This window comes from Pseudomonas citronellolis, from assembly GCF_001586155.1.
Lineage (GTDB): Bacteria > Pseudomonadota > Gammaproteobacteria > Pseudomonadales > Pseudomonadaceae > Pseudomonas > Pseudomonas citronellolis.
The window spans coordinates 3,545,298-3,558,699 of sequence record NZ_CP014158.1 but is presented as its reverse complement, the minus strand read 5'-3'; the positions used below and the strand labels follow the sequence as shown (position 1 = coordinate 3,558,699).

The following is a 13,402-nucleotide window of genomic DNA, read 5'->3' as shown; positions in this document are numbered from 1 at the left end:
GTTGCAACATGGGTATTCAAGGTATCGACCTGTCGGTCATCTGGGGCGTGATCATTGCCTTCGGGCTGATGATGTACGTGATCATGGACGGCTTCGACCTGGGGCTGGGGATTCTCTTCCCGCTGGTGTCCGACTCCAGTGAACGCGACGTGATGATGAACACCGTCGCCCCGGTGTGGGACGGCAACGAAACCTGGGCCGTGCTGGGCGCCGCCGCGCTCTACGGCGCCTTCCCGCTGGCCTATTCGGTGATCCTGGAGGCGCTGTACCTGCCGCTGGTGCTGGTGCTGGCCGGGCTGATCTTCCGTGGCGTGGCCTTCGAGTTCCGCTTCAAGGCCAAGCCGCAGAAGCGCCACATCTGGGACAAGGCGTTCATCGCCGGCTCCTTCCTGGCGACCTTCTTCCAGGGCGTGGCCATCGGCACCTACATCAACGGCATCCCGGTGGTGGACCGGCAGTTCGCCGGCGGCCCGCTGGACTGGCTGTCGCCGTTCCCGCTGTTCTGCGGCCTGGGCCTGGTGGTGGCCTACGCGCTGCTGGGCAGCACCTGGCTGCTGGTGAAGACCGAGGGCATGCTGGAGTCGCGCATGCGCCACTACAGCCGGCCGCTGACCTACCTGCTGGCGGCGGTGATCGTGGTGATCTGCGCCTGGACCGCCTGGCTGCACCCGAACATCGCCCAGCTGTGGTTCTCCGGGCGCCACTGGGTGCTCTTCGCGGTGATCGCCGTGCTGGCGGTGGCGTCGATGTGCCTGGTCCAGTCGAACCTGCGCAAGCGCCATTCGCACCTGCCGTTCATCAGCGTGCTGGCCCTGATGTTCCTCGGCTACCTCGCCCTGGCGGTGAGCATCTGGCCGAAGATCATCCCGCCGGCCATCGACCTCTGGCAGGCCGCCTCGCCGCCGTCCAGCCAGCTGTTCGCCCTGATCGGCGCGCTGTTCATCATCCCGATCATCCTCATGTACACCTTCTGGAGCTACCACGTGTTCCGCGGCAAGGTCACCGCCGCAGACGCCTACCACTAACTCCCCACGAGCCACACGACAGCTGGCGGTGGCCGCGCCCGAGCGCGGCCGCCCCCGGCGCGGGGACGCTTTTTTCCGAATTCCAGCGGGCCGCCCGTGCCGGCCCGTACAGATACCGATAACGGAGCCTTGTGATGAAAGACGATAAAGATTCAGTCCGTGACGACGCCGCCCAGGAAAACGACGCCGAACTCGACAACCAGGCGTTCGTGGAATCGCTCCGCGAACTGATGGGCGAGTACGACAAGACCCTGGAGGACGTCATCGAAATCCTCGAGACCGATGCCGACTGGATCGCCAACGGCGACCAGGCCAAGGGCGCGAAATACCAGAAGATCCGCGCCCGCAAGGTCTACCGCAACCCGCACACCGGCGAGACGGTGCGGACCAACAACCGCGACCACAAGACGCTGCTGGGCTGGAAGGACGCCTATGGCGAGGAGGTCGTGGAGTCCTGGATTCTCAGCTAGCTCGCATTGATGGGTATCGCTTCGCTCAACCCATCCTACGAAGAGCGGGCCACGCAGCCCCATACCTACGCTACTCCATGCAGGGGCGCGCCCTGCGCGCGAAATCGCGGGCAGGGCCCGCTCCTACAGGTGGGTTCGGTGGGAACATGTGTAGGGCGCATAACCGTTCGCGGTTATGCGCCGCCGTCCGTGCCACCGAGGTGTCCGGCGTGGGCGATTATCCTTTTTTCCCCGGCGTCAACACCACGCTGGCCTCGCTGGTGAGCACCCGGAAGGTGAAGGTCTCCAGGAAGTACAGCTCCACGCTCGTCGCGCTGTGGCTGGCATAGCCGATGGAAATGTCCTGGCCGATGTCCAGCTCGAAGTCCCCGCCGCGCGTGCTGAGCACGAAGCCGCCTTCCAGCGCCGGGGCCCAGATGATGCCGCCGTCCACCTGCTGCTCCATGTGGTGGAAGACCGGGTAGCCCTCGTCGCTGCCGCCGCTGGCCGCGGTATAGGCGTCCGCGCCCAGCACCAGGGCATAGGGGCCGTTGACGCCGGCCAGGCGCAGCTGGCTCAGCGCCTGCGCCACGGCGCCGGAGTAGCCGCGCACGTTGGCCGGCAGCACCACGCCGGCGTTGCTGCTGGCCTGGCGGATGCCCTGGATGCCGGCCGCGGCGTAGCCATCGAACACCGCGCGGTCCTCGGCGAAGGCCAGCTTGCGGGCGGCGTCCTTCAGCGGGTCCCAGTCCGAATCGTCCGAACCGCGCTCCACGTCGTCGATGGCCTGGCGGCTCAGCTCGAAGGGCACGCGCAGCTCGACGATCGCCCGGGCATCGCGCTGGGCGGCCTGGATGCCTTCCGCCGGGGCCTGCAGCGCATGCAGGTGGCCGGTGCCCACCGCGGACAGGCCGAGGCCGCCCGGCGGCGGCACGTCGACCACGCGACGGGCCGCGAGGTGGCGCTTGAGGGTGCGCGTGGCCTCTTCGTCGATCTGGGCCCAGGCCTTGTCGGAGATGGGGGCGAGTTCACGGTGCAGGTTATTCATTGCCTGATTCCTTTAGTGAGCCAATGCCGAGGGAGCCGTCGCGGGGCGCCAGCGGGGGCACGCCGTCCTGCGCGGGGAGGGCAGGGGCGGCAGCTACGCTGGCGTCCGGGGTTACCTGTTCGAGAAAACTGGCCGAAGGCACGAAGAACAGGCTGCCGGTCACCGCGCGGCTGAAGTCCAGCAGGCGGTCGTAGTTGCCCGGGGGCAGGCCGATGAACATGTTCTCGAGCATCCGTTCGATGCGCCGCGGCGAACGGGCGTAGCCGATGAAATAGGTGCCGAACTCGCCCTTGGCGATATCGCCGAAGGGCATGTTGTCGCGCAGGATCTCCAGTTGTTCGCCGTCTTCGATGATCGTGGTCAGGGCGTTGTGCGCGTTGCTCGGCTTGACGGCGTCGTCCAGCTCTATGTCGGAGAGCTTGTGCCGGCCGATGATCCGTTCCTGCTCGGCCACCGGCAGCGCGTTCCACCGGGCCAGGTCGTGCAGGTACTTCTGCACGATGACGTAGCTGCCGGCGACGAAGTTCTCGTCCTCGCCGGCGATCAGGGTGGCGTCCAGCGCGGCCTGGCCCGCCGGGTTCTCCGTGCCGTCGACGAAGCCCAGCAGGTCGCGGGCATCGAAGTAGCTGAAGCCCTGCACCTCGTCGGCGGTGGCCACGGCGTCGCCGAGGCGGGCCATGATCTGCGTTTCCAGCTCGAAGCACAGGTCCATGCGCTCGGCGCGGATGTGGAACAGCAGGTCGCCCGGGGTGGACACGGCGTGGTGCGCGCCCTGGATTTCGCGGAAGGGGTGCAGCTCCCGCGGCCTGGGCTGGCCGAAGAGGCGGTCCCAGGCCGCCGAGCCGAAGCCCATGACGCAGGACAGCAGCCCCTGCGGGGCGCGGAACCCGATGGCCCGCAACAGGCCCGGCAGGTCGGCGCACAACGCGCGCACGGCGGTTTCGCCGGCCTGGCCGGGGTTGATCGTCAGCACCAGGAAGATGGCGGCCCGGCTCAGCGGGGCGGTGACCGACTGGGGAACGGCTGTGGACACGCGGTGCTCCTCTTGCAGGCTCATTTCAACGGGTAGGACCGGGCGCCGGAAACGCCGCCCACCTGCTCGCCGGGCGTGAAGCCGGTCGACGACTATCGGCTTGCGACACCGAGGAAGATGCTTCAGTAAAGTTCATGTTGCTTTTGCAGGCCAATGCAGCATTTCCGGCAGACTCCGAGCACATTGGCCAGCCTCGGCCGTTCGCCAGTTGTAAATCAGCCTGACGAAACGTCCATAAAGCTCACTTGTTCCCTTCCCGGAAGCCCCTCAACCTGTCGACCCGTTTCCCAGGGGAGCCAACCCGATGAACCCTCGTGTGCTCTGTCCGTCCATGTCGTCGCTGCTGGCGTTCGAGGCTTCCGCCAGGAACCGCAGTTTCACGCGTTCTGCAAAAGAGTTGTGCCTGAGCCAAAGCGCGGTGAGCCGGCAGATACAGGTGCTGGAAGAGTCGCTCGGGGTGACGCTGTTCGAGCGGACGGGGAGGCATATCCTGCTGACCGAGGCCGGCAAGCGCTATGCCGAGGATGTCGCCGCCGCGCTGGCTGCCATACGCCAGGCGACGGAGCGAGTGATCCGCCTGGGGCGCCACGCGGCGACGCTGAACCTGGCGGTGCTGCCGGCGTTCGGCTCCAAGTGGCTGCTGCCGCGGCTGCCGCGCTTCTATTCGGCAAATCCCGGCATCCAGGTGCATATCCACTCGCGGGTCGGCCCCGTCGATTTCGACGGCGAGCTGGATGCGGCGATAGTGGTGGGCGAGGGGCGCTGGCAGGGCCTCACCGCCTACCCACTGTTCGAGGAGGAACTGGTACCGGTGGTCAGCGGGCGGACCCGCCTGCCGGAAACCCTCCGGCAGCCCGCCGACCTCGCCGCGCTGCAGCTCTTGCGGGTGGTGGCCAGGCCCGACCTGTGGCGCGACTGGTTCCGGGCACAGGGCCTGGGCGGTGAAGCGCTGAGGCTCGGGCCGCAGTTCGAACTCACCGCCCACCTGCTCCAGGCGGTCTGCGCCGGCCTCGGCGCCGGGCTGGTGCCGCGCTTCCTGGTGGAGGACGAACTGGCCAGCGGAGCGCTGAGGATTCCGCTCGACTCGGCGCGGCTGCGCGGCACCGGCTATTACCTCGTCGCACCGGGCCACAGGGTCCACGACGAGGCTTTCCTGGCGTTCAGGGACTGGCTGCTCGGCGAGCTGTAGCCCTCAGCGCGGTTCCAGGGCGGCGCGGGAGTCGCGCCGGGCCAGCCGGGCGAGCAGCGTCTCGACTTCCTCTGTCGCCTGCTCCGACAGCGGTGTGAACGGGCGCCGTTGGCGATCGCTGCGCAGCAGGCCACGGCGCATCAGCACGTACTTGCGCACGGCGAGCCCTACGCCGGGCTGCTGTTCGTAGCGCAGCAGCGGCAGATGCGCATCGAAAAGGTCCAGGCCCTGCTCGATGTTGCCGGCGCGGATCGTGGCGAGCATCTCGCAGAGCATGTCCGGGAAGCAGTAACCGGTGTTGGCCCCGTCCGCCCCGCGTCGAAGCTCCTGGTCCAGGAACAGGGCATTGTTGCCGCAGAGGATGGAGATGCGCCGCATGCTGCCTTCGGCTTCGAAGCGGCGCAGCGCGCTGATCTTCTCCAGGCCCGGCCAGTCCTCGTGCTTGAGCATCACGCAAGTGTCGAGTTCGTTGACGATGCGCCGGATGACGCCCGGCGACATCTGCACCGAGAAGGTCAGCGGGTAGTCCTGCAGCACGAACGGGACGTCGCTGCCGATGGCCTCCACGGCCTGGTGGTAGTAGCCGACGATCTGGTCGTCGGTCCGCAGCGTATTGGGCGGGGCGATCATCACCCCGGCGGCGCCGCGCTCCATGACTTCCCGGGTGAGCGCGCGCATCGCCGCGAAGCCCGGCGCCGTCACGCCCACCACCACCGGCAGGTCGCCAGCGCGGCGGATCATCCGCGTGGCCACCTCCAGCGATTCGCCGTGTTCCAGCTTCGCCGCTTCCCCCAGTTGCCCGAGCACGGTGATGCCGCTGGCGCCGGAGGACAGGTAGAAGTCGATCAGTCGGTCGATGGAGGCGTGGTCGACGCTGCCATTCTCGAGAAACGGCGTCGGGGCTATCGGATAAACGCCTTGGGCATGGGCGGTCAGTCGCATCGGGTGCTCCTTGGAGGCTTGGGTTGCAGGGCGAACCCAGACTAGGCCGCGCCCGGGGCTTTTCCAAAACGGGCAAAACTCATGGAACCCATGCGTTTCGCGAAGGCGGGCGAGGGCGCGAACGGCCTCTTCGGAGCAGCCCAGAAGCCGCACGGCCATGGGCCTGCGCGGGCTTTGCCGGAACCGTTCATGGCGTTTACAGGTGGCCAAAAAAAGTGACTTGTTGGGCCCCGTCCTCGGGGGCATTGTGAGTCCACGGCGGTCGCTCCTGTAATCCGTTTTTACCGGAGCGGCCATTGCTGAACCGAAGTGAAGAACAAGAACGAATTCCTGCCGTACCCATGACCACTGCCCAATCCTCCAAGAACAATTCATCGAGGGCGTTCGAGTATGAAGAATCGTAAGTCAGGCCAGTTGATCATCAGCATGCTGGCGTTGCTGGGAGCCTCCATCGCCACGGTCCAGGCGGCCGTTCCCGAGGTGGCCGAACCGGTGAAGATCTCGTTCATCAACTCATCGGATTCGGACTTCATCGCCGCCGTGTACGGCCAGGCGCTCAAGCAGGCGGGCTACGAGGTCAAATACGTCACCGTGGACTCCGCCGCGCAGTACACCGCGGTGCAGACGGGCGATATCGACGTGACCCTGGGCGCATGGCAGACCACGGGTGTGGAGATGACCAAGGCCGCCCTGGCCTCCGGCAAGGTCAACAACTACGGGCCTACCGGCGTGAAGGTCACCGAGGGCTGGTGGTATCCGCAGTACCTGGTGGAGGTCTGCCCGGGCTTGCCCTCGTGGGAAGCGCTCAAGCAGCCGAAGTGCGCGGCGGCCCTCGCCACCGCCGGTACCGCGCCCAAGGGGCGCTTCGTCGATGCGCCGGCGGACTGGGGTTCGCGCTCGGATGAGCGCATCAGCCACTTCGAACTGCCCTTCGCCCTGGTGAACTCGGGTTCCCCGGCCGCGCTGCTGGCGACCTTCCAGGGCGCGATCGATCGCAAGCAACCCATCCTGGGCTGGATGTACACGCCCAACTGGTTCACCGAGAAGAACCCCGGCGCCTTCGTGCAATTCCCCGACTCGCGCCCGGAGGTGGACGTCCTGAAGCTGGGCAACAAGGCCGCGTTCGCGCGAATACCGGTGGCGGAGAAGATCCTGCAGAAGTTCACCCTGGACAAGGGCGCCGTCGCCAAGGCGATGGACCAGATCGACAACGAAGGAAGTTCCCCCGAGGAGGAGGCCGACACCTGGATATCCGCGCACGCGGACCTGGTGCAAGGCTGGGCGAAATAGCGGTCGGCCGTTCAACGGGCATTGCCCTGGGGCAATCGTCGAACAGCCGAACATCGGGTTTCGTGGGAGTAATGATTGTGTCGACTTCTGTACAGAACAACGAGTCTCTTGCCCTCAAGGCCGTCGACGTCTGGAAGGTATTCGGGACCGACTGCGAGCGCTATCTCAGCAATGCAAGCCAGCCGCGCGACGCGCAAACACTCGGCAGGCTCGGCTACATCACCGGCGTGCGCGAAGCCAGCTTCGAAGTGCGCGAGGGTGAGATCTTCATCCTCATGGGGCTCTCCGGCTCGGGCAAGTCCACGCTGCTGCGCTGCCTGACCGGGCTCTACCCGCTCAGCTGTGGCGAGGTGATGATCGCCAATCAGTCGCTGGCCAGCGCCACCAGCCAGCAGCTCAGGGACATCCGCCGGCGCAAGATCAGCATGGTCTTCCAGAACTTCGGCCTGCTGCCGCACCTCACGGTGCTGGAGAACATCGCCTTCCCGCTGCGCATGAACGGAATGCCGCGCGAACAGCGCCTGCAGGAGGCCCGGCGGGTTCTCGAGCTCGTCGGCCTGGCCGGCCGCGAATCCTTCTACCCTCACGAGCTGTCCGGCGGCCAGCAGCAGCGCGTGGGCATCGCCCGGAGCCTGGTCACCGACCCGGCGATCTGGTTCCTCGACGAACCGTTCTCCGCGCTCGACCCGCTGATCCGCAAGGAGATGCAGAACGAGTTCATCCGCCTGCAGTCGAGCCTGCGCAAGACCATCGTCTTCGTCACCCACGACTTCGACGAGGCCGTGCGCCTGGGCGACCGGATCGCGATCATGCAGCACGGCGAGATCCTCCAGATCGGCACCGCGGAGGACCTGGTGCTGCGGCCGGCCAACGACTACGTGAAGGCGTTCGTGCAGGACATCCCGCGGGAGAAGGTGGTTTCGCTGCGGGCGCTGCTGGAACCCGCCAGCGCCGACATGGACGGCGAAGCGCCGTTCAGCCTGGAGATGAAGGTCGGCCAGGCGGCCCAGCGCCTGATCGAAGCGGACCGCCCCATCGCCGTGGTGGACGCCGACGGCGCCGTCGTCGGCCAGGTTTCCCGGGTCTCCTACTCGAAGTGGTTGAAGAAATGACGAGTCCTGCCATGACGAACCTGCTCGCAGAGCCGGCCACCCCGGACAACAACGCTTCCGCCGGCAAGCCGCGCACGGGCAAGGCCCTGCGCCCGCTGCTGAGTGTCGCCCTGACGGCGCTTGCCCTCGGCCTGCTGGCCTTGCTCAACCAACTGGAGTGGGCGCGCACTTTCCCGCAGGCCTGGGCGGTCGATGCCGGCAGCTACGTCACCCGCTTTCTCGGCGCGGTCACCGCGCTCAGCGTCGGGCCCTGGACCCTCGTCGATCTCACCCGGGCAATAGCGTCGCTGCTATCGTGGCCGGAGCGCCTACTCACCGGCGTGCTGACCCAAGGCTTCAGGTTCAGCCTGTTCGGCGGCGGCCCGCTGTGGATTCCCGCCATCCCGTGGTTCTCCGTGGCCCTGGTGTGCCTGCTGACCAGCCTGCGTTTCGGTGGCAAGCGCCTGGCCCTGCTGGTGGGCGCGTGCCTGGCGTACTTCCTGTTCACCGGCCTGTGGGACTCCGCGCTGCAGACACTGGTGACGGTGATGGTCGCCATTCCCATCGGCTGCGGGCTGGGGCTGCTGCTGGGCATCCTGGCGTACCGGCACCCGCTGGCCGAGGCGATCCTGGAGCCGTTCTACGACACCATGCAGACGCTGCCGATCTTCTCCTACCTGGTGCTGATCGTGGTGTTCTTCGGCTTCGGTCCGGTCGCCGGCCTGGTGGCGCTGGTGGTGTACGCGATGCCGCCGATGGCGCGCATCACCACCTTCGCCCTGCGTCGCACCCCGCGCTCGATCATCGAGTTGGCCGAGATCACCGGCTGCACCCCGCGCCAGCGCTGCTGGAGCGTGCAGGTCCCGGCGGCCAGGGCGACGCTGCTCACGGGCCTGAACCAGGTCATCATGCTGACGTTCTCCACCGTAATCATCTGCGCGATCATCGGCGGTGAAGGCCTGGGCGCCGAGGTACTCAAGGGCCTGAAGTCCATGCGCCTGGGTGGCGCCCTGGTGGCTGGCGTGGCGATCACCCTGATGGCCATCATGCTCGATCGCGCCTGCCGTACCTGGGTCATGCGCCGCCCCGAGCAGGGTCAGGCGCGCAGCAGGCTGCCGCTGCTGCCGCTGTGTCTGGCCATCGTGCTGCTGGGCGTGGTTGCCGTGTGGTTCTTCCCGGCGGCCGCGCACTTCCCCAGCGCGCTGGAGTTCCAGCCGGGCAAGTTCCTCAACCAGCAGCTGCGGGTCTTCAACCTCGCCTACCAGGCCGAGCTGTCGGCCTTGCGTGACGGCATGATTTCCTGGCTGCTGCGCCCGGCTCGCGAGCTGTTCGGCGCCTTCGGCTGGCTCACCACCCTGCTGGGCATGGGCGCCCTGGCGCTGGCGGTCGGCGGGCGCAGGCTGGCGGCGATGGTGGTGCTGCTGCTCGGCGCCGTGGCGCTGTTCGGCCTGTGGCCCAAGGCGATGCTGTCGCTGTACCTGGTGATGGTCTCGACCCTCACCGCCATCGCCCTGGGCCTGCCGCTGGGCATCCTGGCCGGCCTCAACCGCCGGGCCTACGCGGTGCTGGAGGTATTCGCCGACACCCTGCAGACCTTGCCGGCCTTCGTCTACCTGATTCCGGTGGTGGTGCTCTTCGAGGTGGGCGACTTCGCCGCCTTCGTCGCCATCGTCCTGTTCGGCCTCGCGCCGGTAAGCCGCTACGTCGCCGCGAGCCTCCAGCAGGTGGGCGGCGAGTACAAGGAAGTCGCCCGCATGAACGGCTGCACGCCGCTGCAGGAGTTCTTCCACGTGCAACTGCCGCTGGCGTTCCCGCAGATGCTGCTGGGGGTCAACCAGACCATCATGCTGTCCTTCGGCATGCTGATCGTGGTCGCCCTGGTGGGCGCGCAGGGGCTGGAGGCGGAAACACTCTCGGCCATCGGCCGCGTGCAGCCGGGCCAGGGCCTGATCGCGGGCCTGGGCATCGCGGCGCTGGCCATCTCGGTCGACCGCATCGTGCGGGCGGCCGTCAACAAGCTAACACCCGGCGAGAAGCGGGTTTCGGGGAAGAAAGCATGAGTGGCTCCAAGCAATACGACTACATCATCGTCGGCGCCGGATCGGCGGGCTGCGCCCTGGCGGGCCGACTTTCGGAGGACCCGGCGGTCTCGGTGCTGCTGCTGGAGGCCGGGCCGAAGGACTGGGACCCACGCTTCTCCTTCCCCCTGGGGGAGGCCGTCACCGTGGGCACCCGCTACGACTGGTCGTTCAAGTCCGAGCCGGAGCCCGAGCTGCAGGGCCAGCGCTTCGACCTGCCGCGCGGGCGGGTGCTGGGCGGCAGCTCGTCGATCAACGGCAAGCTCTATGTGCGCGGCAACGCCCTGGACTACGACGAGTGGGAAGCGCTGGGCAACCCGGGCTGGGGCTTCGACTCGGTCCTGCCGTGCTTCATGCGCTCCGAGCGCTGGGAGGCGGGGCCGAGCCCGCTGCGCGGCGACAGCGGGCCGCTGGAAACCTCGTTCGGGCATTACCAGCACAGCGTCTACCAGGCCTTCATCGATGCCGGCACGCGCATGGGCTTCGCCGCCAACCCGGACTACAACGGCCCCAGCCAGGAAGGCTTCGCCTGGTCGCAGTACACACACACCCATGAATCGGTGGCCCGCTGCTCGTCGGCGCGCGCCTACCTGCGGCCGGCGAAGGACCGCGGCAACCTCACGATCCTGACCGGCGCCGTCGCCTGTCGCCTGCTGCTCGACGGCGACGTCTGCGAGGGCGTGGTGGTGCGCCACAAGGGCAGGGAGGCGACCTTCCGCGCGCGAATGGACACGGTGCTGTCCGCCGGCGCCTACCAGTCCCCGCAACTGCTGATGCTTTCCGGCGTCGGCGATCCCGAGCTGCTCGCCGAGCACGGCATCGCCACCCGCCACGTGCTGCCCGGCGTGGGGCGGAACCTGCAGGACCACTTCGGTTCCACCATCCAGTACGAAAGCCGCACCTCGGACACCTACTACCGCCTGATGAACCCGGTGAACGCCGTGTCCGCGCTGCTGCAGTACGTGGTGCGCCGCGAGGGGCCGTTCTCGGTATTCCCGATGAACGCCCTGGCCTTCGTCAAGACGCTGCCGGAGCTTGCCCGGCCCGACGTGCAGTTCCTGATGTTCCCCAGCGCGGTCAACCCCAACAGCGCCAACGACCCCTGGCCGCGCCGCCATGCCCTGGCGATCCAGTGGGCGGTCTGCCGCCCCCGGAGCCGCGGCGAGGTCACGCTCAATTCCGCCGATCCGCTGGACCCGCCGCGGATCAGCCACCGCTTCCTCAGCGACGAGGCCGACAAGGCCACCAACCGCCGCGCGTTCCGCCTGGCTCGCGAACTGTTCCGCCAGGAGCCGCTGCGGGCCCTGGTGGGCGAAGAGTTCGCGGAAAGCCGGAACTGCACCACCGACGCCCAGATCGACCAGTACATGAGCTACCTCTCCGGCAGCCATTACCACCCGGTGGGGACCTGCAAGATGGGTAGCGACGATATGGCCGTGGTCGATGCCCGGTTGCGCGTCCATGGCATCCGCGGGCTACGGGTGGTGGATGCGTCGATCATGCCGACCATCGTCGGCGGCAATACCAACGCGCCCTCGATCATGATCGGCGAGCGCGCCGCGGAACTCATCGTCGAAGAGCGTCGCAACGGCCTGAAGATCCCGGCCTGAGGCTCGACGACAGCTGTCCAGCAACAACACCGAAGAAGGCAACGATGCAGAATCTCAACTTTATCAATGGGCGCTGGTGCCAGAGCCTGTCCGGCGAAACGCTGCCGGTGACCGACCCGGCCAGCGAAGAAAACTTCGCGGAAATCCCGCGCAGCGGCGCGGCGGAGGTCGACGCCGCGGTGCAGGCCGCCGAAGCCGCCCTGGCCGCCGGCTGGCGCCGCACCACCGGCGCGCAGCGGGCCCGTCTGCTGCGGGCGATCGCCGCCGGCATCCAGCAACAGGCCGGCGCCCTGGCCGAGCTGGAAGTGCGCGACTGCGGCAAGCCCATCACCGAGGCGCGCTACGACATGAGCGACGCCGTGGCCTGCTTCGAATACTACGCGGGACTTGCCGAAGCGCTGGACGGCCAGCAGGGCACGCCGGTAGAAGTGTCCGACCCGCGTTTCGAAGTGAAGCTGCGCCATGAGCCGGCGGGCGTCGTCGGGCTGATCGTGCCGTGGAACTTCCCCCTGGTGAACGCCGCCTGGAAGGTGGCGCCGGCTCTGGCAGCGGGCTGTACGGTGGTGCTCAAGCCCTCCGAGCTAGCCTCCCTGACCACCCTGCGCCTGGCGCGCATCGCCGAAGAAGCGGGGCTGCCGGCCGGCGTGCTGAACGTGGTGTGCGGGCTGGGCAGCGAATGCGGTGCCGCCGTGGCCGCGCACCCGGGCATTGCCAAGGTGTCCTTCACCGGCGGCACGGAGTCGGGCCGCAAGGTCATGCAGGCGCGCGCCAATCTGATCGGCGACCTGGCGCTGGAGCTGGGCGGCAAGTCGGCGATGATTGTCTTCGACGACGTCGACCTGGACCATGCGGTCGAGTGGATTCTGATGGGCTCGATGTACAACCAGGGGCAGGTCTGCGCCGCCACCAGCCGCGTGCTGGTGCAGGACTCGATCTTCGACGCGCTGCTGGAGAAGCTGCGGCACGCGGTGCAGGGCCTGCGCGTCGGAGCGGGGCTGGACGACTCGACCCAGGTCGGCCCGCTAATCAGCGCGGCCCAGCGCGAGCGCGTCGCCGCCCTGGTCCGCCAGGGCGTGGAGCAGGGCGCCCGGCTGCTGTGCGGCGGCGAGGCTCCCGGGCAACTGGACAAGGGCTATTTCTACCTACCGACGGTGGCGCTGGATGTCTCCCGCGACAACGTGCTGTGGCGCGAGGAAGTCTTCGGCCCGGTGCTCTGCGTCGCCCGCTTCGGCAACGAGGCGCAGGCCATTGAACTGGCCAACGACAGCCGCTACGGCCTGGCTGCGGCGGTGCTCTCCGACGACGGCGAACGCCGCGAGCGGGTCGCCGCGCAACTGGTCGCCGGCATCGTCTGGGCCAACTGCTCGGGGCCGGCCTTCATCCAGGCGCCCTGGGGCGGGGTGAAGCAGAGCGGGTTCCGTCGCGGGCTGGGCGAGTGGGGCATGCACGAGTTCCTCGAACTCAAGCAGGTCACCACCTACACCAGCGCGGATGCCTGGGGCCATTTCAACGCCCGCTGAGGCGCCTCGAAACACCCGTTTGCCACGCTTTCTGCCGCCGCGCCCACCCGGTGCGGCGGCAGTTTTTTATGCCCGACCGCCGGCCGGCGAGGCGCGTCCTTGCAGGGCCCGGGCTCGTGTAAGCCCA

The 13,402-nt window shown here is 67.9% G+C and carries 11 protein-coding genes; 8 read left to right on the top strand and 3 right to left on the bottom strand.

What is annotated here, in order from left to right:
• Positions 1 to 8 precede the first annotated feature (8 nt).
• A complete protein-coding gene (gene cydB, locus PcP3B5_RS15505) occupies positions 9 to 1,025 on the top strand; it encodes a cytochrome d ubiquinol oxidase subunit II (RefSeq protein ID WP_043272833.1) in 1,017 nt (338 codons plus the stop codon).
• 134 nt (positions 1,026 to 1,159) lie between these two features.
• Positions 1,160 to 1,495: a histone-like nucleoid-structuring protein, MvaT/MvaU family gene (locus tag PcP3B5_RS15500; protein ID WP_043272832.1), complete on the top strand. Its 336-nt coding sequence runs from the start codon at positions 1,160 to 1,162 to the stop codon at positions 1,493 to 1,495.
• A 217-nt stretch (positions 1,496 to 1,712) separates the two neighbouring features.
• Here PcP3B5_RS15500 and PcP3B5_RS15495 read toward each other — a convergent pair whose 3' ends face one another.
• Positions 1,713 to 2,522, bottom strand: a complete 810-nt coding sequence (locus tag PcP3B5_RS15495) for a family 1 encapsulin nanocompartment shell protein (RefSeq protein WP_061561783.1) — start codon at positions 2,520 to 2,522, stop codon at positions 1,713 to 1,715.
• Positions 2,515 to 3,579 (bottom strand): Dyp-type peroxidase, encoded by a 1,065-nt coding sequence (locus PcP3B5_RS15490; protein WP_203228497.1) that lies wholly within the window; start codon positions 3,577 to 3,579, stop codon positions 2,515 to 2,517. The genes PcP3B5_RS15495 and PcP3B5_RS15490 overlap by 8 nt, the downstream gene beginning before the upstream one ends.
• A gap of 280 nt (positions 3,580 to 3,859) precedes the next feature.
• Here PcP3B5_RS15490 and PcP3B5_RS15485 point away from each other — a divergent pair, with 280 nt between their 5' ends.
• Entirely contained in the window at positions 3,860 to 4,744 is an 885-nt protein-coding gene (locus PcP3B5_RS15485; RefSeq protein ID WP_061561782.1) for a LysR substrate-binding domain-containing protein, read from the top strand.
• A gap of 3 nt (positions 4,745 to 4,747) precedes the next feature.
• On the opposite strand, the gene PcP3B5_RS15480 is transcribed toward PcP3B5_RS15485, so the two are convergent.
• On the bottom strand, positions 4,748 to 5,686 hold the full coding sequence (locus tag PcP3B5_RS15480; protein WP_043272829.1) for a dihydrodipicolinate synthase family protein: 939 nt from the start codon (positions 5,684 to 5,686) through the stop codon (positions 4,748 to 4,750).
• Between the two features lie 390 nt (positions 5,687 to 6,076).
• Here PcP3B5_RS15480 and PcP3B5_RS15475 point away from each other — a divergent pair, with 390 nt between their 5' ends.
• The 5 genes from PcP3B5_RS15475 (at position 6,077) to PcP3B5_RS15455 (ending at position 13,275) form a co-directional block, all read left to right on the top strand.
• Positions 6,077 to 6,976: a glycine betaine ABC transporter substrate-binding protein gene (locus PcP3B5_RS15475; RefSeq protein ID WP_009621909.1), complete on the top strand. Its 900-nt coding sequence runs from the start codon at positions 6,077 to 6,079 to the stop codon at positions 6,974 to 6,976.
• A 77-nt stretch (positions 6,977 to 7,053) separates the two neighbouring features.
• On the top strand, positions 7,054 to 8,088 hold the full coding sequence (locus PcP3B5_RS15470; RefSeq protein WP_081884733.1) for a quaternary amine ABC transporter ATP-binding protein: 1,035 nt from the start codon (positions 7,054 to 7,056) through the stop codon (positions 8,086 to 8,088).
• An 11-nt stretch (positions 8,089 to 8,099) separates the two neighbouring features.
• Positions 8,100 to 10,127, top strand: coding sequence for an ABC transporter permease (locus PcP3B5_RS15465; RefSeq protein WP_051879238.1), 2,028 nt, complete (start codon positions 8,100 to 8,102; stop codon positions 10,125 to 10,127).
• A complete protein-coding gene (locus PcP3B5_RS15460) occupies positions 10,124 to 11,755 on the top strand; it encodes a GMC family oxidoreductase (RefSeq protein ID WP_061561781.1) in 1,632 nt (543 codons plus the stop codon). The genes PcP3B5_RS15465 and PcP3B5_RS15460 overlap by 4 nt, the downstream gene beginning before the upstream one ends.
• A gap of 44 nt (positions 11,756 to 11,799) precedes the next feature.
• Positions 11,800 to 13,275 (top strand): aldehyde dehydrogenase family protein, encoded by a 1,476-nt coding sequence (locus tag PcP3B5_RS15455; protein ID WP_043272827.1) that lies wholly within the window; start codon positions 11,800 to 11,802, stop codon positions 13,273 to 13,275.
• The last annotated feature ends 127 nt before the right edge of the window (positions 13,276 to 13,402 follow it).